This is a genomic window from Kitasatospora sp. NPDC086009 (assembly GCF_044540385.1).
Taxonomy (GTDB): Bacteria; Actinomycetota; Actinomycetes; order Streptomycetales; family Streptomycetaceae; genus Kitasatospora.
Genome location: NZ_JBITSA010000001.1, coordinates 193994 through 214463, shown reverse-complemented (window position 1 = coordinate 214463; position 20470 = coordinate 193994). Strand labels below are relative to the sequence as shown.

Here is a 20470-nt window from a genome sequence, read left to right as displayed (position 1 = left end):
GAATGCCTCGTAAGGGCCCCGCCCCGAAGCGCCCGGTCATCATCGACCCGGTTTACGGCTCCCCGGTCGTCACCCAGCTGGTCAACAAGATCCTGCTGCACGGCAAGCGCTCCACCGCCGAGCGGATCGTCTACGGCGCCCTTGAGGGCGTCCGCGAGAAGACCGGCTCCGACCCCGTCGTGGCGCTGAAGCGCGCGCTGGAGAACGTCAAGCCGGCTCTTGAGGTCAAGTCCCGCCGTGTCGGTGGCGCGACCTACCAGGTTCCGGTCGAGGTCCGTCCGGGCCGCGCCAGCACCCTGGCGCTGCGCTGGATGGTCGGTTACTCCCGCGCCCGTCGCGAGAAGACCATGACCGAGCGCCTGATGAACGAGATCCTCGACGCCAGCAACGGCCTGGGCGCTTCCGTGAAGCGTCGCGAGGACACCCACAAGATGGCCGAGTCCAACAAGGCCTTCGCGCACTACCGCTGGTAGTCCGAACCCCGTCACTAGACAGAGAGAGAACGAGCCACCATGGCTGCAACCTCCCTTGACCTCGCCAGGGTCCGCAACATCGGGATCATGGCGCACATCGACGCGGGCAAGACCACCACCACCGAGCGGATCCTGTTCTACACCGGTGTCTCGTACAAGATCGGTGAGGTCCACGATGGCGCTGCCACCATGGACTGGATGGAGCAGGAGCAGGAGCGCGGCATCACGATCACGTCGGCCGCGACGACCTGTCACTGGACGCTCGACGGCGTCGACAACACCATCAACATCATCGACACCCCGGGTCACGTCGACTTCACCGTCGAGGTGGAGCGTTCGCTGCGCGTCCTCGACGGTGCCGTCACGGTGTTCGACGGTGTCGCCGGCGTGGAGCCCCAGTCCGAGACCGTGTGGCGGCAGGCTGACCGCTACGGCGTCCCGCGCATCTGCTTCATCAACAAGCTGGACCGCACGGGCGCGAACTTCTTCTTCTGCGTCGACACCATCGTGGAGCGCCTCGGCGCCACCCCGCTGGTGATGCAGCTCCCGATCGGTGCCGAGGCGGACTTCCAGGGCGTTGTCGACCTGGTCCGCATGAAGGCGCTGGTCTGGACGGCCGAGGCCGCCAAGGGCGAGATGTACGACATCGTCGACATCCCGGCCGACCTGGTGGACCAGGCCGAGGAGTACCGCGAGCAGCTGCTGGACACCGTGTCGACCGTCAGCGACGAGGTGATGGAGCTCGCCATGGAGGGCGAGGCCGTCCCCGAGGAGCTCCTGATCGCCGCGATCCGCAAGGGCACGCTGAACTCGGACTTCACGCCGATCTTCTGCGGCACCGCCTTCAAGAACAAGGGCGTTCAGCCCCTGCTCGACGCGGTCGTCAACTACCTGCCGTCGCCGCTGGACATCGAGTCCATCGAGGGCACCAAGCCCGGCGACGACACGGTCAAGATCTCCCGCAAGGCGTCGGACGACGAGCCGCTCGCGGCTCTGGCGTTCAAGATCATGTCCGACCCGCACCTGGGCAAGCTCACCTTCGTCCGGATCTACTCCGGGCGCCTTGAGGCCGGCACCGCCGTCCTCAACGCGGTGAAGGGCCGCAAGGAGCGCATCGGCAAGATCTACCGCATGCACGCGAACAAGCGTGAGGAGATCGAGTCGGTGGGCGCCGGCGACATCGTCGCCGTCATGGGTCTCAAGCAGACCACCACCGGTGAGACCCTGTCCGACGAGAAGCACCCGGTCATCCTGGAGTCCATGGACTTCCCGGCCCCGGTCATCCGCGTCGCGATCGAGCCGAAGTCCAAGGGCGACCAGGAGCGGCTCGGTACCGCCATCCAGCGCCTGGCCGAGGAGGACCCGTCCTTCCAGGTCAACACGGACGAGGAGACCGGCCAGACCATCATCGCGGGTATGGGCGAGCTGCACCTCGAGGTGCTGGTCGACCGTATGAAGCGTGAGTTCAAGGTCGAGGCCAACGTCGGCAAGCCGCAGGTCGCGTACCGCGAGACGATCCGCAAGGCCGTCGAGCGCATCGACTTCACGCACAAGAAGCAGACCGGTGGCTCCGGCCAGTTCGCGAAGATCCAGATCGCGATCGAGCCGATCGAGTCCGGCGAGGGCTACGAGTTCGTCAACAAGGTCACCGGTGGCCGCGTGCCGAAGGAGTACATCCCTTCGGTCGACGCCGGTTGCCAGGAGGCCATGGAGTTCGGCGTGCTCGCCGGCTACCCGCTCCAGGGTGTCCGCGTGACGCTGCTCGACGGTGCCTCGCACGACGTCGACTCCTCCGAGCTCGCGTTCAAGATCGCCGGCTCGATGGCATTCAAGGAGGGCGCCCGCAAGGCCTCTCCGACTCTGCTGGAGCCGATGATGGCCGTCGAGGTCACCACGCCCGAGGACTACATGGGCGATGTGATCGGCGACATCAACTCTCGCCGTGGCCAGATCCGGTCCATGGACGAGCGTTACGGTGCCCGCGTCGTTTCGGCGCTGGTGCCCCTCTCCGAGATGTTCGGCTACGTCGGTGACCTGCGCAGCAAGACCTCTGGTCGCGCAAGCTACTCGATGCAGTTCGACTCGTACGCCGAGGTTCCGCGGAACGTGGCGGACGACATCATCGCCAAGGCCAAGGGCGAGTAAGGACCGGCGCCAGCCGAGTCCTTGCCCGAGCTCGCAGGACATCCCGACATTCGGGACGATTGCGAACCCTTAGGCTATTAGGAGGCGAACCCGGGGGAACCCACTCGGATTCCCCCGGGGGCCTCCGCCCCCACCCGCGGGACGGCATGGGGCGCACTCCAGCGCCGCATACCCAACCCGATCAAAGACCAACTGACGTCAGCACGGCGTACAGAACTGTCCTCAGGAGGACTGCAGTGGCGAAGGCGAAGTTCGAGCGGACGAAGCCCCACGTCAACATCGGCACCATCGGTCACATCGACCACGGTAAGACGACCCTTACCGCGGCCATCACCAAGGTGCTGCACGACGCGTACCCGGAGATCAACCCCTTCACGCCGTTCGACCAGATCGACAAGGCGCCGGAGGAGCGGCAGCGCGGTATCACCATCTCGATCGCGCACGTCGAGTACCAGACCGAGGCGCGTCACTACGCCCACGTCGACTGCCCGGGTCACGCGGACTACATCAAGAACATGATCACCGGTGCGGCCCAGATGGACGGTGCGATCCTCGTCGTCGCCGCCACCGACGGCCCGATGCCGCAGACCAAGGAGCACGTCCTCCTGGCCCGCCAGGTCGGCGTCCCCTACATCGTCGTCGCCCTGAACAAGGCCGACATGGTGGACGACGAGGAGATCCTGGAGCTCGTCGAGCTCGAGGTCCGTGAGCTCCTCTCCGAGTACGAGTTCCCGGGCGACGACCTGCCGGTCGTCCGCGTCTCCGCGCTGAAGGCGCTGGAGGGCGACAAGGAGTGGGGCGAGAAGCTCCTCGGCCTGATGCACGCGGTCGACGAGGCCATCCCGACCCCGGCCCGCGCCGTGGACCAGCCGTTCCTGATGCCGATCGAGGACGTCTTCACGATCACCGGTCGTGGCACCGTCGTCACCGGTCGTATCGAGCGTGGCATCCTCAAGGTCAACGAGACTGTCGACATCATCGGCATCAAGGAGACCAAGACCACCACCACGGTCACCGGTATCGAGATGTTCCGCAAGCTGCTCGACGAGGGCCAGGCCGGTGAGAACGTCGGTCTGCTCCTCCGTGGCATCAAGCGCGAGGATGTCGAGCGCGGCCAGGTCATCATCAAGCCCGGTTCGGTCACCCCGCACACCGAGTTCGAGGCCCAGTCCTACATCCTGTCGAAGGACGAGGGTGGCCGTCACACCCCCTTCTTCAACAACTACCGCCCGCAGTTCTACTTCCGTACCACGGACGTGACCGGCGTCGTGACCCTCCCCGAGGGCACCGAGATGGTCATGCCGGGCGACAACACCGCCATGACGGTCGTGCTGATCCAGCCGATCGCCATGGAGGAGGGCCTGAAGTTCGCCATCCGTGAGGGTGGCCGCACCGTCGGCGCCGGCCAGGTCACCAAGATCCTCAAGTAATCGAGGCTCTGGACCTGCCTGTGTCACACAGGTGAAGCCCGAAGGGCCCCGCACACCTCGGTGTGCGGGGCCCTTCGGCGTGTCGCGCGGAGCGCGCGGGGGTCCTGTGCGTAGGGCGATCGCGCTGCGGATAGACTGAGCCACCCGCAGCCGTCGCCAGGGCGAGGCTGACCGAGGCTCTCCGCCCCACTCGCTGAAAGCGCTCCGGAATGACCTCTGCCCCCCTTCTCACGAAGCCCTCGCTTCTCCGGCGCCGTTCGGCCGCGCGTGCGGGCCAGTCGCCCGACGGTCGCGCCAAGCGCCCCCGGCTGTACGCGCTCGACGGGATGCGTCTCTTCGCGGCCCTGAGCGTGCTCTCCTTCCACTGGACCGCCTACGTCGGCATCTCCGGGGTGTGGCAGGGCGTCACTCCGAAGGACGTACTGCCGACGGTCAACCGGATGGCGGCCTACGGCTGGCTCGGGGTGGAGCTGTTCTTCGTCATCAGCGGCTTCGTGATCTGCATGAGCTGCTGGGGGAAGCGGCCGGGGGAGTTCTTCGTCTCCCGGGTGGTCCGGCTGTACCCCGGCTACTGGGCGGGCATAGCACTCACCAGCCTGGTGGTGCTGAACCTCAAGCAGTTCGCCCGTTCGGGGGCCGGTGACGGGCTCAACGCCGGCACCATCCTCGGCAACCTGACCATGCTTCAGACTCCGCTCGGGATGCGGCACGTCGACGGCGTCTACTGGACGCTCTGGGTGGAGATGCGGTTCTACCTGCTCTTCGCGATCGTCGTGGCGACCGGCCTCACCTACCGCAAGGTGGTGGCGTTCTGCGGGATCTGGACGATCCTCGCGGTGCTCGCCCCGCAGGCGGACCTCCCGCTGCTGACCACCCTCGCCATGCCGAACGAGTCGCCGTTCTTCATCGCCGGCGTCGGCATGTTCCTGATGTACCGCTTCGGTCAGAACCTGCTGCTCTGGGGGATCGTCGGATTCTCCTGGATCCTCGCGCTGACCCGCCTGACCTCCATCCAGGAGGTGTACGTCAACGTTCTCGGCCACCCCCTTTCGTGGAACGTCATGGCCGGTGCGGTGACGGCCGCGTTCGCCCTGGTGCTGGGTGCCGCGCTGGGCGTGTTCGACTGGGTGCAGTGGAAGTGGCTGACGGTCGCCGGTGCGCTGACCTACCCGCTCTACCTGATCCACCAGGAGATCGGCTGGACGCTGATCCACTGGCTGCTCACCAAGGACTTCGGTGTCCGGGCGGCCCTGGGGACGACCCTGCTCGCGGTGATGGTGGCGGCCTGGCTGATCCACCGGTTGGTCGAGCGGCCGGTCTCGAAGATGATGAAGAACGCGTTGGACCGTTCGATGGCGACCCTGCGCCGGGCCTCGGACGAACCCGCTCCGGTGAAGCACTGACAACGCAGGGGGACGCGTGAAATCGGCGTCCCAAGAATCATTCATGCAATCGCAAAATCCTGCTGCTAGCCTGGCCGCCATCACGGGGTGGACCCAGGCCGCGCACCCCTCCTTCGCAACCATCAGCTCGGTCGTCCGGGCCACCCGGCCGCACTCCGGGATCGATCGATCGTTCTCAAAGACATAAGGGACAGGCGACAACTGATGTACAACGCAGCAGTATCGGCAGAGCAGGCCGTCCCGCCGGCGCCGCTGTTGTCGGTCGTGATGCCGATCTACAACGAGCAGGAGGCCCTGCCGTTGACGGTCCAGCGCCTGCGCCCGATCCTGGACGAGCTGGGGATCGACTACGAGGTCGTCGGTATCGACGACGGCAGCACCGACGCCACCCCGGCGATCATGCAGAAGATCCACCAGGACTGGCCGGAGTTCCGGATCGTCCGCTTCGCGCGCAACTCCGGTCACCAGGCGGCGCTGACCGCGGGCATCCACCGCGCCTACGGCGACTACGTGGTGTCCATCGACGCCGACCTGCAGGACCCGCCGGAGAAGATCCCCGAGATGCTCGCGCTCGCCCGCGAGAAGAACCTCGACATCGTCTACGGCGTGCGCGGCGACCGCGGCACCGACACCTTCTTCAAGCGGCGTACGGCCGGCGCCTACTACTGGCTGATGCGCAAGCTGGTCGGCAAGAACATGCCGAACCAGGCCGGTGACTTCCGCCTGCTCAGCCGCGCCGCGGTGGACGCGCTCAAGGCGATGCCCGAGCACCAGCCGGTCTACCGCCTGCTGGTCCCGTGGCTGGGCTTCCCCAGCGGCGAGGTCGTCTACGTCCGCGAGGAGCGGGTCGCGGGCAGCACGCACTACCCGCTGTCCAAGATGGTCCGTCTCGCCATCGACAGCATCACCAACTTCTCCGCCAGCCCGCTGCGGCTCGCCACCTGGCTCGGCCTGCTGAGCTTCGTGCTCTGCTTCTGCCTGGGGATCTACACCACGGTCGAGTACGCGCTCGGCAAGACCGTGCCCGGCTGGTCCTCGCTGTTCGTCGGCATGCTCTTCCTCGGCGCCGTCCAGCTGGTCTGCATCGGTCTGCTGGGCGAGTACGTCGGCCGGATCTACTCGGCGGCGCAGGCCCGCCCGGCCTACTTCGTCGGGTACGACTCGGCCGAGGACCGCGCGAAGGCGGCGAAGGTCTCCGAGTACGCGGTGTGACCCCCCGGTCCGTCCCGCGGCGCCGGCCGCCGCGGGACGGACCGGCCGCCGACCGCCAGGAAGCCGACGCACAGCCCGCAGGAGAAGAAGAGCGATGGGCACTACCGACAGCACCGCGCCCGCCCTGGGCACGCCGACCCCGCCCGCCGGGCGGACCGGCAGTTCCGCGCCGGACGCCGGCGGTGCCCCGCTGAGCCCGCGCGACCGGGTGGTGGCGTTCCTGCCCGCGCTCGCGGCCTACCTCTTCCTGGTCGTCCTGCTGCTGGCCGCCGACACCTCGGTCAGTGACATCGCGCGGTACACCTTCTACGTGCTGTGGGGCGTCATGCTCCCGGGCACGCTGGTCTTCCGCCTGCTGCGGCGCCGTCCGCACACGCTGGTCGAGGACCTGGCCTTCGGCGCCGTGGTCGGCCTGGTGCTGGAGCTGGCCGCCTGGGCCGTCCTGGTCGGGCTCGGCCTGCAGTCGGTGGCCACGGCCTGGCCGCTGGCGGTGGTGATCCCGTTCGCCGCCGTGCCGGGGCTGCGGCGGCACTGGCGGCCGCGCGGCTACCGCCGCCCCTCGCCGGGCTGGTCCTGGTCGGTCGCCGGCACCGTCGCGTTCACCAGTGCCTACATGTACGGGGCGGTGCTCAGCCGGAACCCGGTCGTGCCGGACAGCGAGACCACCCGGCAGTACATCGACCTGCCCTACCTGCTGTCGCTGGCCGGGAACGCCAAGCACAACTTCCCGCTGACCTTCCCGCAAGCCGCCGGGGAGCCGCTGCACTACCACTGGTTCACCTTCGTCCACATGGCGATGACCGACCTGGTCGGGCACATCGACCTGACCGTGGTCCAGATGCGCCTGATGGTCCCGGCGCTCGCCGCCCTGGCCATGGTGATCACCGCCGTGGTGGCGCACCGGCTGACCGGGCGGCCGTGGGCCGGGCCGGTCGCCGCCCTGCTGATCTTCGCGGTCGGCGAGTTCAACGCGATCTACCCCAACAACGTCGGCCACTGGACCTTCGGGGCTCCGGCGGTACCGCTGATGTCCTGGGCGAGCCTCTCGCTGACGTACAGCCAGCCGCTGCTGATGGCCCTGATCGGGGTGGTCGGTGACGCCCTGCGCGGGCGCGGCGGCGAGGCGCGGGCCGAGGAGGACGGGCCCGCCCGGATCCCGGCGCTCGGCCGGGGCGCGTTCGTCCTCACCGCGCTGTTCGCGGTGGCCTCCAGCGCGGCGAAGGCGAGCTCCCTGCCGGTGACGCTGGCCGCGCTGGCCTTCGCCGGTCTGATGGTGCTGATCGGCACGCGGCGCATCCCGTGGACCATCGTCGGCCTCGGCGCGGTCATCGCCGGCGCCCAGGTGTTCGCCACCGCGGTGCTGTTCCGCTTCGAGAGCTACGGCCTCGAAGTGGTGCCCTTCGGCAACATCGAGAAGTACTGGGCCGATCCGCAGCAGACCCGGACGGCGGTGACCCAGAGCGTGGTCGTCGCCGCCACGCTGATCGCGTTCCTGCTCAACCACCAGCTGCGGATGGTCGGCATGATCCCGCTCCTGTGGCGCCGCCGGCTCCGCCTGGAGCAGACCCAGTGGTTCCTGCTCGGCGGGGCCGTCGCCGGCCCGGCCGTCTACCTGGTGGTCAACGGCTTCAACGCCAGCTACTTCACCCTCGCCGGCCTCTCCTTCGGCGTGCTGCTCTCGGCCTGGGGCTACTGCGAGGTCTTCGAGCGGGCCGCGCTGCCCACCCGGGGCAAGTTCGCGCTCGGCGCCGGCACGGTGGCCTTCGTCCTCCTGCTCACCCTCGGCATCTACCACTACGCGGACGACTGGGCGGCCTTCGCGCTCAAGGCGGTCGGCGACGCCGACGGCACCGAGTCCTACACGGCGCTGGTGCCGGCGCTGGCCGCGGCGGCGGCGCTGGCCGGGGCTGCGGCGGTCTGCGGCCTGCTCTGGTGGGCGGCCGGCCGGGCGCTGCCGGCGCTGCGCGGCCGCGGCGCCGTGGTGCTGCTCACCGCGGCGCTGGCGGCCGGCGCCCCCTCGCTGCTGCTCGACGTCCAGCAGTCCCGGCAGGTCCCGTGGGACGGCGCGTGGCCGCTCCCGGCCAGTCAGGTGGAGGCCGCGCGCTGGGTCCGCGCGCACAGCGACCCGACCGACGTCCTGGTGACCAACGGCCACTGCCGGTCGGAGAGCGACTACACCGTCCCCGGGGAGAACTGCTGGAACTCCCTGTCCTTCTACCTGAGCGCCTACTCCGAGCGCTCGGTGCTGGTGGAGGGCTGGGCCTACTCGCCGCGGCTGATGTCGGCGAAGTCCGCGTCCTTCTGGGACCAGGAGCTGCTCAAGCTCAACGAGGACTCCGTCTACCGGCCGACGGCCGCTATCCTCGACCGGCTGAGCGAGCGGCACCACGTCCGCTACGTGGTGGTGAACCGCAAGGTGGCGCCGGAGTCGCCGGACCTGAAGACCCTCGCCAAGCCGGTCTTCGACAACGGCCGGATGGCCGTGTACGAGATTTCCTGAACCGCCGAACCGATCGTATGGGTGCTCACATGGTTTCCACCGACCAGCCGACCGAAGCGGCCGAGGTGCCGCCGGCCGGCCAGGGCCCGCGGCCCTCCGACACCGGGACGGCCAAGCGCCAGGTCCCGTCCTTCCTGGTGATCGGGGTCCTGAGCACCCTCTTCTACCTGCTCCTCTACGTGGTGGCCCGGCGCTTCGTCGACCCCCAGGCGGCCAACCTCATCGCGCTCGCGGTGAGCGCGGTCGCCAACACCGCGGCCAACCGCCGGTTCACCTTCGGGATCACCGGCAAAGAGGGCGCGCTGCGTCACCAGCTCCAGGGCGCGGTGGCCTTCCTGATCGGCCTCGGTCTGAGCTCCGGGGCGCTGGCGCTGCTCGACCTGGCCGCGCCGAACGCCTCGAAGGCGGTCGAGGTGGCCGGGCTGATCGCCGCGAACGGTCTGGCGACGGTGGTCCGGTTCCTGCTGATGAAGATCTGGGTCTTCAGGGAGAAGTGACCCCGGGCGGCTTCGGCGGCGGCTGGGACGGCGTCCGGGGCTGCCGCGGCGGTGCCGGGGGCCGGGGCCCGCGCCCGGCGGCCCGCCGCCGCTGCCCCGGGGTCCAGGACCGCAGCCGCAGCGCGGGCGCCTCGACGAGGTGCCAGGAGAGCGCCGCCAGCAGACCGGTCACGGCCAGCGCGCCGGCCAGGAAGCCGAGCGGACCGAAGCGGGCTGCGCCGGTCAGCGCCAGCGCCTGCTCGACCGGGAAGCCGAAGACGTACACGCCGTACGAGTAGTCGCCGCGCACGCCGATCGCCCGCCAGCGGCGGGGGAGCGCCGACGCGGCCCAGAACAGCAGATAGACCAGCGCGGGAACGCCGAGCACCGCGAAGCCGCCCCAGCGGGCCGAGCCGGTCAGGACGAGCGCGGCGGTCAGCGCCAGGGCGTCGTGGAGCGGGATCCGCTCGGCGTGGAGCCGCAGCACGCCGCCGAGCAGGAAGGCCAGGCCGAGGGTGGCGGCGAGGTGGAAGGTGACCAGGCCCAGCAGCGGGAGCGCCACCCCGGGCCCGCCCGCCGGGGGCACCTCGGCCGGGAGGTCCACGGCGCCGCTCGCGACCAGGAGCCAGAGCGCGAGCGCCGCCGAGGCGACGAACGCCCGCCGGCGCAGTAGCCCCAGGGCGGCCAGCAGCCCCGCCGCCAGGTAGCAGAGCAGCTCGTACTTGAGCGACCAGAGGGCGCCGTTGAGGCTCCGGTCGAAGTTGGTCCCGCTGCGGACGCCCTCGGCGATCACGCCCGAGACGTCCCAGCCGGTGGTGGGCGCGGCACTGCCGAGGCTGGTCAGATAGCTCAGCGGACCGTCCGGGCGGGTCCAGAAGCCGCCCAGGGTGCCGTGCTGCCACCAGTACAGGGCGGGCATCAGGACGGCGGCCGAGAACAGCAGCGAGCCGCCGAGGCCGGGCCCGATGCGCAGGGCCCGGTGCCAGAGGTAGCGGCCGGGCGGGAGCCGCCGGGCGCTCTCGGTGATCACGAATCCGGAGAGTGCGAAGAACCCGAGGACGGCGGCCTTGCCGAGGTCGGTCTGCCGGCCGCTCCAGAGCCAGAGCGGATCGGGGTGTCCCCAGCCGAGCGGGAAGACGTGCGAGACGACGACGGTGGCGGCCAGTAGGAGGCGGAGCGCGCCGAGCCCGTTCGCCCGGTCGTCGAGGATCCGCGCGAGGGTGCCGCGCGGGCGGAGCACTGCTGGTCGGCTGATGGCTCCCCCCGGCGGATCGGCCGGGCGGCGCCCGCGGTCGTCGCGGACGCCGCCCCGTGGTGGCGTGCGGTGCTCGTCGGACGCGGGCCGGGGCCCTACGCCTGCGGAGCGGCGATCTGGGCCTCCCAGAGGTCGCGGACGGCCTCGCGCAGGGTGCGCCGGGGCTCCCAGCCGAGCCGCTCGCGGGCGACGGTGATGTCGAGCTGCTGCCACTCCGTCTCCGGGCCGGTGCCGTCCGGCGCGGGGACCTCGGTGATCTCGGTGGGCACCCCGCTCTCCTCGATCAGCAGCTCGACCAGCAGCCGGGCGGAGGACGCGGCGCCGGTGCCGATGTTGACCACCGGCGGCACGTCCGGGCGGACGGCGGCGAGCAGCACGGCGTCCAGGGTGTCGCCGAGGTCGACGAAGTCGCGCTGGGCGGTGAGCGGCTGCAGCGAGAGCTGAGCGGTCTCGCCGGCCCGGCGGGCGGCGTCCAGCTTGGCGGCCATCACACCGAGCAGGCTGTGACCGGGCTGGCCGGCGCCGACCACGTTGCCGAGCCGCAGCGACACCGCGTCCAGCCGGCCGGCCTCGACGGCGCGGACGACGGCCTCGGTGGCGGTGAGCTTGAGCTTGCCGTACTCCATCACCGGCGCGGCGGGGTCGCTCTCGCGCTGGCTGGTGCCGACCGGCGCCATGCCGTACTCGTGCACGGTGCCGAGGTGGACCAGGCGGGCGGGGGAGGCCATCGCGCAGACGGCCTCGATCAGCCGGTCCACCAGGACCACGTTGGCCTGGTACATCTGCTCGTCGTTCAGGCCCCACATGCCGCCGGCCGCGTTGACGACGGTGTCGATCCGCTCGCGGTCGAGCAGCGCGGTGAGGTCGGCGGCGGCGTCGGAGGAGATGTCGAAGGCGACGAACCGGCCGGGCGCCGGCACGGCCGGGGCCTTGCGGGCGAGGCTGACGACCTCGGCGCCCTGCTCCAGCAGGCGGGCGCCGACCACGCGGCCGATGAAGCCGGTGCCGCCGAGGACGGCGACCCGGGAGGGGGCCGGGTGCGGTGCGGTCATGTGCGGTGACTCCCTGGGGCGGTGATGGGCCCGGGACGGTGACGGGCCCGGGACGGTGGCGGCTGGGTCAGCGGGGGCGGGCGGCGGTGCTGGTGGCGTTGCGCAGCAGGGCCTTCGCCCCGTCCCACTGGCCGGCGCGCATCGCGCCCGGGACCAGGGTGAGGGCGTGGATCCGGGCCGAGAGGTGCATCCGGGAGGCCTTGGCGGCCCGCGGCCAGCCGTGCGCGTCCAGGCGGTCGGCGGCGTCCAGGAAGTACCGGCGGGCCTCGGTGAACCGGGTGCCGCTGTAGGCGGACTTCGAGGAGATGCTGACGGTGTGCCGGCGGTACTGGAACGCCCGGACGTCGTCGACGACCATGTGCTCGCCGGCCTGGAGCAGGTCGATGACGAGCGCGAGGTCCTGGATGATCTCCAGGTTGTCGCGGAAACCGGTGGTCCGCACGGCCTCGGTGCGCCAGCAGATCGACGGGAAGTACAACCAGTTGCCCTTGAGCAGGCTGACCGCGAGCTCCTCGCCGCCCCGCAGGGTGCGGCCCTGCTGCTTGGGCGCGTAGATCCGGCGCTTGGCCTCGTCGGCCAGCGAGCTGGTCGGCTTCCCGTCGCCGTCGATCACCTGGACGCCCGGCTGGATCATCGCGACGCCGGGGTACTGGGCCAGGATCGAGCGGATGGTGGCGACGTAGTTGGGCAGCATGATGTCGTCGGTGCCCATGAACATCATGTACTCGTACTCGGCCATGCCCAGGCACTTGCGGTAGTTGCCGGTGACGCCGAGGTTCTGCTCGTTCCGGAAGTACCGCACCCGCGGGTCGCCGAGCTCGGCGAACCACTCCGGGACGCCGGGCTCCCGGCCGTCGTCGACGACGGTCAGCCGCCAGTCGGGATCGCTCTGCGCCAGCACGCTGCGGACCGCGGCCTGCATCAGTGCGACGTCGCCGTAGTACGGAAGCAGGATTTCCAGAGTGGTCATGGTGGAGGGCACATCCGCTGGTCTGAGTCGGGGCCGGGTGCGGAGCGAGGACCCCGCGGCGGGCCCATCATACTGAGCCGGTCGGCGGCTCCCGCCGGTGCGGACGACGATGCCCGGGCCCGCGCCGGAGGGCGGCGGGCCCGGGCATCGGGCGGTTCAGCGGGTGCGCAGGCTCTCGGTGAAGGCGAGGCACTTCTCGTAGTCCGGCAGCAGGCCGGTGGCGAGCGCCTCGGCCAGCGAGGGCGCGGCGTCGTCCCGGGCGGACAGCTGCGGGGCGTCGGTGGGCCACTCGATCCCGAGGTCCGGGTCCAGCGGGTGCACCGCGTGCTCACCGGTCGGGTTGTAGGTCTCGGAGCAGACGTAGGACAGCGTGGCGTCGTCGGTCAGCGCGCAGAAACCGTGGCCGAGGCCCTCGGGGATGTAGACCGACCTGCGCTCGGCGTCGTCCAGCCGGACGAACTCCCAGCGGCCGAAGGCGGGGGAGCCCACCCGCAGGTCCACGATCACGTCGAGCACGGCGCCGCGCACGCAGCTGACGTACTTGGCCTGGCCGGGCGGGACGTCGGCGAAGTGGATGCCGCGCACGACGTCCTTGGCGGACACCGACAGGTTGCCCTGGGCGAACTTCAGCGGGTGGCCGACCACCTCTTCGAGCCGGTCGAAGCGGTACCACTCCATGAACAGGCCGCGCGGGTCGCCGTGCTGCTGCGGGGTGACCTCGAAGGCGCCGGGGATCGAGAGCTCACGGAACTTCACCGGGCCGCCTCCTCTTCGAGGAGCGCGACCAGGTAGTCGCCGTAGCCGCTCTTGCACAGCGGCTCGGCCAGCTCGCGCAGCTGCGCGTCGTCGATCAGGCCGGCCCGCCAGGCCGCCTCCTCGATGCAGCCGATCTTGAAGCCCTGGCGCTCCTCGATGACCCGGACGAACTCGGAGGCCTGCACCATCGACACGAACGTGCCGGTGTCGAGCCAGGCGGTACCGCGGTCGAGGATGGTGACGTGCAGCTCACCGGTCTTGAGGTACTCCTCGTTGACCGCGGTGATCTCCAGCTCGCCGCGCGCGCTCGGGCGCAGGCCGGCCGCGATCTTGACCACGCGGTTGTCGTAGAAGTACAGGCCGGGCACCGCGTAGCGGGACTTGGGCTGGGTGGGCTTCTCCTCGATGGAGATGACCTGGCCGTTGTCGTCGAACTCCACCACGCCGTACGCGGTCGGGTCGGCGACCGGGTAGGCGAACACCATGCCGCCCTGCGGCGCCGTGCGCTGCGCGAGCCGGGTGCCGAGGCCGCTGCCGTGGAAGATGTTGTCGCCGAGGATCAGCGCGACGGGCTCGTCACCGATGAAGTCGGCGCCGAGCACGAAGGCCTGGGCGATGCCCTCCGGCTTCTCCTGGACGGCGTACTCCAGCTTGAGGCCGAACTGGGAGCCGTCGCCGAGCAGCCGCTGGAACTGCTCCTGGTCCTGCGGGGTGGTAATGATCAGGATCTCGCTGATGCCCGCCATGACCAGGGTCGACAGCGGGTAGTAGATCATCGGCTTGTCGAAGACGGGGAGGAGCTGCTTCGAGACTGCTCGGGTCAGCGGCCACAGTCGTGACCCGGTGCCGCCCGCCAAGAGGATTCCACGCATGCGCGCAGCTTATGTGAGGTTCGGAGCCCGCCGCTGACCCGGGGCGAGGGCCCCGGGGCACACCGGTAGACTGCCCGCACTATGCGCATCCTCGTCACCGGCGGCGCCGGCTTCATCGGTTCAGAGTTCGTCCGCCAGCTGCTCGGCGCCGACGCAACGGATCAGATCACCGTCTTCGACAAGCTCACCTACTCGGGCGTCGAGGCCAACCTGGCGCCCGTCGCCGGTCACAGCGGCTACTCCTTCGTGCGTGGCGACATCTGTGACGCGGAGGCCGTCGACCAGGTCATGCCCGGCCACGACGTGGTCGTCCACTTCGCGGCCGAGTCGCACGTGGACCGCTCCATCGAGGGCGCCGGCCCGTTCGTGGTCACCAACGTCCTGGGCACCCAGGTGCTGCTGGACTCGGCCAAGAAGCACGGCGTCGGCCGCTTCGTCCACGTCTCCACCGACGAGGTCTACGGCTCCATCTCCGAGGGCTCGTGGACCGAGGAGTGGCCGCTGGCGCCCAACTCCCCGTACTCGGCCTCGAAGGCCGGCTCGGACCTGCTGGCGCTCGCCTACCACCGCACCCACGGCATGGACGTGGTGGTCACCCGCTGCTCCAACAACTACGGGCACTACCAGTTCCCGGAGAAGGTCATCCCGCTGTTCACCACCAACCTGCTGGACGGCAGGAAGGTGCCGCTCTACGGCACCGGCGGCAACATCCGGGACTGGCTGCACGTCTCCGACCACTGCCGCGGCATCGAGCTGGCCATGCGCAAGGGCCGCTCCGGCGAGGTCTACAACATCGGCGGCGGCACCGAGATCACCAACAAGGAGCTCACCGAGCTGCTGCTCCAGGCCGCCGGCGCCGACTGGTCGATGGTCGAGCCGGTCGCCGACCGCAAGGGCCACGACCTGCGCTACTCGCTGGACATCACCAAGATCAGCGAGGAGCTCGGCTACGCCCCGCAGGTCCGCTTCGAGGACGGCCTCGCCGCCACCATCGCCTGGTACCGCGAGAACCGCGCCTGGTGGGAGCCGCTGAAGGCCAAGGCCACCCTGCGATGACGAACCCGGTGGCCAAGCTGCTGGGGGCGCTGCCCCCCGGTGTGCGGCTCGTCGCGGGGGGCACCGTGGTCCTCGGTGTCTCCTCGTACATCTTCCTGGCCCTGGCCGGGCACAGCTTGGACACCACCCAGGTCGCCGGCGTCTCGATGCTCTGGACCGTGGTCATGTCCGTCGGGTACGGGCTGTTCTCGCCGGTCGAGCTGGAGCTGACCCGCCTGGTGGCCGCCCGTGACGTGGCGGGACAGGGCCCCGGACCGGCGATCCGGCGGGTCCTGCTGGTCACCGCCGGGGTCCTGGTGGCGGTGCTGGCCGTGATCGCGGCCGCCGCCCGGCCGATCGCGGACCGCTTCTTCTCCGGCGACCTCGGCCTGGTGGCCGGCCTGGGCGGCGCCCTGGTCGGCCTGGCCGTGAGCTCGGTGGCCCGCGGGGCACTGGCCGGCCTGGGCAACTTCGGCGCGTACGGCATGCAGCTCGCCGTCGACGGCGGGCTGCGGATCGGGCTCGCCGCGCTGATCCCGGTGTTCGGCGCGCACTCCGCGTTCGCGTTCGCGCTGATCCTGGTCGCCGCACCGCTCGCCGCCTCGGCGATCGGGATGCGTTCGGTCCTCGCGGACCGGCGCGGCGGTCCGGCCCCGGTCTGGCGCGACGTCGTCACCGGGCTCGGCCTGCTGACCGGTTCGACGCTGCTGGCCCAGCTGATGGTCAACGCGGCCGTGGTCAGCGTCGGCGTGCTCTCGCCGTCCTCCAAGGCGCTGATCGCCGCCCTGCTGAACGCCGTGGTGCTGGCCCGGGTGCCGCTCTTCGCCTACGCGGCGATCCAGGCCTCCCTGGTCTCCTCGCTCTCCGGCGCCGCCGCGGCCGGCAACCACGGGGAGTTCCGCAAGGTCCTGCTGCGCACCGGCGGCATCGTGGTGCTGATGAGCGCCGCGGCCGGCCTGCCGACGGTGATCCTCGGCCCCTGGGCGATCCGGCTGTTCTTCAAGGCGCAGGACGTGCTGGGTTCGGTGGACTTCCTCTGGCTGGCCCTCGGCACGCTCTGCTACATGCTGGCGACCGTCTTCGGCCAGGCCCTGCTCGCGCTCGGGCGCCACCAGCGCCAGCTGCTCTCCTGGCTGGCCGGTTCCGTGGTGCTGGTGGCCGTCACCCTGGTACCCGGGGCGATCGCCACCAGGGTCGAACTCGCCTACCTGGCTGGTGCGGCGGTCAGCGCTGCTGCCATGCTGTGGGCGCTGGCCCGCTCGCTGTCCGCCCCGGCCCGGCCCGTGGCGGAACACCGGGCACCACTGGCGGCACACCAGTCGTCGGAGGTATGACGCCCGTTCGCCGGGCCCACAGCCGGCGGCGGCGGGACGTTCACGCCGCGCCTTTAATATGTGATTACCCTTGGCCACGCCACTGCCGCTGAAAGGCGCCTCCAGTCGTGCATCTCACCGTCATCACTTCGATCACCGGCGTGCTGGTGCTCGTCTACATCCTGGAGTTGCTGCGCCGACAGCAGCTCCGGGAGAAGTACGCGGCTATCTGGCTCGCGATCGGCGTCGTCGTGGCGCCGCTCGGGTTCTTCCCGACGATCCTCGACTCGACAGCCCGCCGGCTCGGCATCGCCTCCGGCGTGAGCCTCGTGCTCTTCGCGGGCTTCGTCCTGGTCCTGATGGTCTCGCTGCACCTGAGCTGGGAGGCCTCCCGGCTGGAGGCGGAGACCCGGACCCTGGCCGAGGACGTCGCCATGATGCGGGCCCACCTGGCCGAGCACCACGGGTACCCGATCGCACGCAGCAGCAACGACGCCGGCAAGGCGACGGACTCCGGGGTGACGGCATGATCGACGGCAAGCGGGTTCTGATCATCCTCCCCGCCTGGAACGAGGCGGAGGGTCTGCCCAAGATCCTCCACGAGATCCAGCAGAAGCTCCCCGGCGTGGACACCCTGGTGGTCGACGACGGCTCCGTGGACAACACCGCCGCCGTGGCCGCCGCGGCCGGCTCCCGGGTCGCGCAGCTGCCGTACAACCTCGGTGTCGGCGGCGCCATGCGGTTCGGCTACCGCTACGCGCACCTGCACGGCTACGACGTCGCCATCCAGTGTGACGCCGACGGCCAGCACGACCCCGCGTACGTGCCGGCGCTGCTGGAGAAGCTCCAGGAGGCCGACCTGGTCATCGGCGCCCGGTTCGCCGGCCAGGGCAGCTACAAGGTGCGCGGCCCGCGCAGCTGGGCGATGAAGCTGCTCTCGGTGGTGCTGTCGAGGGTCACCCGGACCCGCCTCACCGACACCACCTCGGGCTTCAAGGCCTGCAACAAGCCGATGATCGAGTTCTTCTCGCAGTGGTACCCGGTCGAGTACCTGGGCGACACCATCGAGAGCATGGTCGGCGCCGCCCGCTGCGGCTTCGTCATCCGGCAGGTCCCGGTGGCGATGCGCGAGCGGACCACCGGTACGCCCAGCGCCTCCCCGATCAAGGCGACGATCTACCTGGCCCGCGCCGGCCTGGTGCTCCTGCTCGCGATGATCCGCCGGATGCCCAAGCACCTGAAGACCATCGAGCCCGCCACCCGCACGGCGGCGGCGAACCGGCGCGAGCTGGTCGGCAAGGCCTAGCGGTACCGCGATCGACACGACTCCGGCGGTCGGCCCCACGGGCCGGCCGCCGGTGGTCGTCGGGGCACCTCCGCCGCGTGCCGCTAGGCTGAGCGCTGCGCGGAGTGTGCTATGGGTGCCGGGTCCACCGCAGCGGTCCCGGCACGTGCCGCGGGCCGGGCGCCCGGGCACGGGCCCTCCGCGAGTTGTTAGCGTGACCTCCACCATCGAACGGGCCGGGCGGCCTGCCGGATCCACCTCAGAGCCGGGCTACCAGGGGAAGAGTCGGAGTTCAGTGCAGACTTCAGCAGAGACCGTCGACGAGCAGCTGGACGGTGTCCAGGGGACGAGACGGGGCGGCGCCTCGCGCTCGGCGGGTCTGGCGGCCCGGGCGGTGCGGCGGTTCGAGGAGGCCCGCGGGCGGCGCTGGTTCTGGCCGGCCGCGCTGGTGGCCGGGTACGCCGCGGAGGTGCTCTTCCGGCTCGTCCTCGTCCGGCACATGAGCTACCCCTCCGTCCACGCGGACGAGGACGGGTACCTGGTACTGGCCCGCGTGCTGGCCGGCCGGCCGACCACCGAGATGCCGGTCGGCGTGGTGATCCCGGGCGGCTACCCGCTGCTGATCTCCCCGGCGTTCCGGATCGCCGACGACCCGGTCATGGCGTACCACCTGATCATGGGGATCAACGCGCTGCTGAACGCGCTGGTCTTCCCGCTGGCCTACCTGGCGCTGCGCCGGCTCGGTCTGCGCCGGCTGCTGGCGTACGTCTTCGCCGGGGCCACCGCGCTGCTGCCGCCGGTGATCTTCTACTCCGAGTTCGTCATGTCGGACACCGTGCTGCCGGTGCTGATCCTGGCCTGGCTGCTCTGCATGCACGGCTGGCTGAGCGAGGGCCCGGTCAAGCACCGCTACTGGTACGCGGCCGGCACCGGCGCGGCCGCCGCGTACACGATGGCCACCCACGACCGCGGCGGTGTCGTGGTGGCGCTCACCGGAGTGGTCCTCGTCGGCGTCCTGGTGCTGCGCTGGGCCCCGTGGCGCACCACGCTGGTCGGCCTGGGCGCGCTCGGCGTCGGTTCGGTCGGCGCCAAGGCGCTCTCCTGGTGGCTCGACCGCCAGTTCACCGTCGAGCCGAGCAAGGTCGGCAGCTACCTGATCGACGGCCTGAAGAACCCCGACATCCTGCAGCGCACGCTGACCAGGACCACCGGGCAGATCTGGTACTTCATCGTCTCCACCTGGGGGATCGGCGGCCTGGCGGTCGTGGTCTGCCTGTTCGCGCTGTTCAGCGGCCGCTTCCCGCGCCCGCACCGGATCGTCGGCGGCGTGATGGTGGCCCTGCTGGTCGGCACCGCGCTCGCCTCGGCCGCCGCCCTGCCGGACGACGCCCGCATCGACAACTGGGTCTACGCCCGCTACGTGGCCTACCTCGTCCCGGTGGCCTTCGTGGCCGGGGTCGCGGTGCTCGCCCGGTTCAGCCTGCGCAACGTCGTCCTGACGGTGGCGGGCTCGGTGGTGCTCACCCTCGTCCTCGCCAAGCTGGTGATCTGGTCCGCCGGCAAGCTGCTCCACACCCAGGTCTTCATCGGCTGGGGCATGCCGGACGTGACCTTCCTGGCCGCCGACTGGTCCAGGCTGAACATGATGCGCTCGACCGCCGCGGCGTTCATCATCCTCGGCGCCGTCGCCCTGATGCTGGTGGCCGGCGGCCGCCGGGTGCTCTGGGCGGTCGGCCTCTCGCTCGCGCTGTTCGCCGGGTTCGCCACCGCGACCATCACCGAGCAGGTCGCCTACCCGCACTCGGACTGGCGCAAGCCGCTCGCGACGGGCTTCACCAAGGCCGCCGGGATCAAGCCCAAGGACAACCTGGTGCTCGCCTGGGACCTCGACGGCAGCCTGCGGATGGCCCAGGCCTTCGAGGTCTACGACGGCCGGGTCTGGTACCTGGACCCGCGCTGGCAGCCCGTCCCCGCCGCGGCGACCGCGATCGTCACCCCGCTCGCCGAGGAGGGGAAGGCGCCGGAGTCCTACTGGAAGGAACATCCGGACGAGTGGTACGTGGAGCGGACCAACAAGCAGCAGGGCTGGATGATCTGGCGCAAGCGCTGAGCGACCGGACGCACCAGGTGACCGGGTGCACCGGGTGACCGGACGCGCCGGTTGACCGGGACGGACCCCATCGGGGCCGGCGGGGGAGATCCCCGCCGGCCCCGATTGGCTTTGTCGCTGCTCCATGTGGCAGTATGTCCAAGTTGCTCGGTTGAGTGCCGATGCTACGCGCCTCCCGCCGGG

At 70.6% G+C, this 20470-nt stretch carries 17 protein-coding genes; 12 read left to right on the top strand and 5 right to left on the bottom strand.

Translation table 11 applies throughout. The annotated features are described in order from the left end of the window. The first annotated feature begins 2 nt into the window (after window positions 1-2). From rpsG to ACIF6L_RS00970, 7 genes are all read left to right on the top strand, one after another. Window positions 3-473: a 30S ribosomal protein S7 gene (rpsG, locus tag ACIF6L_RS01000; RefSeq protein WP_148644378.1), complete on the top strand. Its 471-nt coding sequence runs from the start codon at window positions 3-5 to the stop codon at window positions 471-473. 39 nt (window positions 474-512) lie between these two features. Then, a complete protein-coding gene (fusA, locus tag ACIF6L_RS00995) occupies window positions 513-2618 on the top strand; it encodes an elongation factor G (protein ID WP_329488147.1) in 2106 nt (701 codons plus the stop codon). Window positions 2619-2854: 236 nt separating this feature from the next. Continuing rightward, entirely contained in the window at window positions 2855-4048 is a 1194-nt protein-coding gene (gene tuf / locus ACIF6L_RS00990) for an elongation factor Tu (protein WP_329488145.1), read from the top strand. Window positions 4049-4257: 209 nt separating this feature from the next. Continuing rightward, window positions 4258-5451 (top strand): acyltransferase, encoded by a 1194-nt coding sequence (locus ACIF6L_RS00985; protein ID WP_359803471.1) that lies wholly within the window; start codon window positions 4258-4260, stop codon window positions 5449-5451. Between the two features lie 204 nt (window positions 5452-5655). After that, a complete protein-coding gene (locus tag ACIF6L_RS00980; protein ID WP_329488142.1) occupies window positions 5656-6663 on the top strand; it encodes a glycosyltransferase family 2 protein in 1008 nt (335 codons plus the stop codon). 94 nt (window positions 6664-6757) lie between these two features. Then, entirely contained in the window at window positions 6758-9163 is a 2406-nt protein-coding gene (locus tag ACIF6L_RS00975) for a hypothetical protein (RefSeq protein ID WP_396485649.1), read from the top strand. Window positions 9164-9192: 29 nt separating this feature from the next. Further along, on the top strand, window positions 9193-9660 hold the full coding sequence (locus ACIF6L_RS00970) for a GtrA family protein (RefSeq protein WP_396485647.1): 468 nt from the start codon (window positions 9193-9195) through the stop codon (window positions 9658-9660). Here ACIF6L_RS00970 and ACIF6L_RS00965 read toward each other — a convergent pair. The 5 genes from ACIF6L_RS00965 to rfbA form a co-directional block, all read right to left on the bottom strand. Further along, a complete protein-coding gene (locus tag ACIF6L_RS00965; protein WP_396485645.1) occupies window positions 9647-10879 on the bottom strand; it encodes an acyltransferase family protein in 1233 nt (410 codons plus the stop codon). The two genes, ACIF6L_RS00970 and ACIF6L_RS00965, sit on opposite strands and share 14 nt — an antisense overlap. A 110-nt stretch (window positions 10880-10989) precedes the next feature. Next, window positions 10990-11946, bottom strand: a complete 957-nt coding sequence (locus tag ACIF6L_RS00960) for an NAD(P)-dependent oxidoreductase (protein WP_329488137.1) — start codon at window positions 11944-11946, stop codon at window positions 10990-10992. Window positions 11947-12013: 67 nt separating this feature from the next. Next, window positions 12014-12916 (bottom strand): glycosyltransferase, encoded by a 903-nt coding sequence (locus tag ACIF6L_RS00955; RefSeq protein ID WP_329488136.1) that lies wholly within the window; start codon window positions 12914-12916, stop codon window positions 12014-12016. A gap of 156 nt (window positions 12917-13072) precedes the next feature. After that, a complete protein-coding gene (gene rfbC / locus ACIF6L_RS00950; protein WP_329488135.1) occupies window positions 13073-13672 on the bottom strand; it encodes a dTDP-4-dehydrorhamnose 3,5-epimerase in 600 nt (199 codons plus the stop codon). Next, window positions 13669-14544: a glucose-1-phosphate thymidylyltransferase RfbA gene (gene rfbA, locus ACIF6L_RS00945; RefSeq protein ID WP_396485641.1), complete on the bottom strand. Its 876-nt coding sequence runs from the start codon at window positions 14542-14544 to the stop codon at window positions 13669-13671. Before rfbA ends, rfbC begins: the two co-directional genes overlap by 4 nt. Window positions 14545-14625: 81 nt before the next feature. On the opposite strand from rfbA, the gene rfbB reads away from it, so the two are divergent. From rfbB to ACIF6L_RS00920, 5 genes are all read left to right on the top strand, one after another. Continuing rightward, window positions 14626-15600, top strand: coding sequence for a dTDP-glucose 4,6-dehydratase (rfbB, locus tag ACIF6L_RS00940; protein WP_329488132.1), 975 nt, complete (start codon window positions 14626-14628; stop codon window positions 15598-15600). After that, window positions 15597-16913 (top strand): hypothetical protein, encoded by a 1317-nt coding sequence (locus ACIF6L_RS00935; RefSeq protein WP_329488131.1) that lies wholly within the window; start codon window positions 15597-15599, stop codon window positions 16911-16913. The genes rfbB and ACIF6L_RS00935 overlap by 4 nt, the downstream gene beginning before the upstream one ends. Window positions 16914-17020: 107 nt before the next feature. Further along, complete coding sequence (locus ACIF6L_RS00930; RefSeq protein WP_329488130.1) at window positions 17021-17422, top strand: DUF2304 domain-containing protein; 402 nt, start codon at window positions 17021-17023, stop codon at window positions 17420-17422. Beyond that, window positions 17419-18198 carry a glycosyltransferase family 2 protein gene (locus ACIF6L_RS00925; protein WP_329488129.1) on the top strand — a complete coding sequence of 260 codons (780 nt, stop codon included), beginning with the start codon at window positions 17419-17421 and terminating at the stop codon, window positions 18196-18198. The genes ACIF6L_RS00930 and ACIF6L_RS00925 overlap by 4 nt, the downstream gene beginning before the upstream one ends. Window positions 18199-18472: 274 nt before the next feature. Beyond that, window positions 18473-20287, top strand: coding sequence for a phospholipid carrier-dependent glycosyltransferase (locus ACIF6L_RS00920; RefSeq protein WP_396485638.1), 1815 nt, complete (start codon window positions 18473-18475; stop codon window positions 20285-20287). Window positions 20288-20470: the final 183 nt, after the last annotated feature.

Excerpts from the sequence above, each read along its gene's own strand:
- rpsG (WP_148644378.1), top strand. The coding sequence starts at position 3 with ATGCCTCGTAAGGGCCCCGCCCCGAAGCGCCCGGTCATCATCGACCCG.
- fusA (WP_329488147.1), top strand. The coding sequence starts at position 513 with ATGGCTGCAACCTCCCTTGACCTCGCCAGGGTCCGCAACATCGGGATC.
- ACIF6L_RS00985 (WP_359803471.1), top strand. The coding sequence starts at position 4,258 with ATGACCTCTGCCCCCCTTCTCACGAAGCCCTCGCTTCTCCGGCGCCGT.
- ACIF6L_RS00980 (WP_329488142.1), top strand. The coding sequence starts at position 5,656 with ATGTACAACGCAGCAGTATCGGCAGAGCAGGCCGTCCCGCCGGCGCCG.
- ACIF6L_RS00975 (WP_396485649.1), top strand. The coding sequence starts at position 6,758 with ATGGGCACTACCGACAGCACCGCGCCCGCCCTGGGCACGCCGACCCCG.
- ACIF6L_RS00970 (WP_396485647.1), top strand. The coding sequence starts at position 9,193 with ATGGTTTCCACCGACCAGCCGACCGAAGCGGCCGAGGTGCCGCCGGCC.
- ACIF6L_RS00960 (WP_329488137.1), bottom strand. The coding sequence starts at position 11,946 with ATGACCGCACCGCACCCGGCCCCCTCCCGGGTCGCCGTCCTCGGCGGC.
- ACIF6L_RS00955 (WP_329488136.1), bottom strand. The coding sequence starts at position 12,916 with ATGACCACTCTGGAAATCCTGCTTCCGTACTACGGCGACGTCGCACTG.
- rfbA (WP_396485641.1), bottom strand. The coding sequence starts at position 14,544 with ATGCGTGGAATCCTCTTGGCGGGCGGCACCGGGTCACGACTGTGGCCG.
- rfbB (WP_329488132.1), top strand. The coding sequence starts at position 14,626 with ATGCGCATCCTCGTCACCGGCGGCGCCGGCTTCATCGGTTCAGAGTTC.
- ACIF6L_RS00935 (WP_329488131.1), top strand. The coding sequence starts at position 15,597 with ATGACGAACCCGGTGGCCAAGCTGCTGGGGGCGCTGCCCCCCGGTGTG.
- ACIF6L_RS00925 (WP_329488129.1), top strand. The coding sequence starts at position 17,419 with ATGATCGACGGCAAGCGGGTTCTGATCATCCTCCCCGCCTGGAACGAG.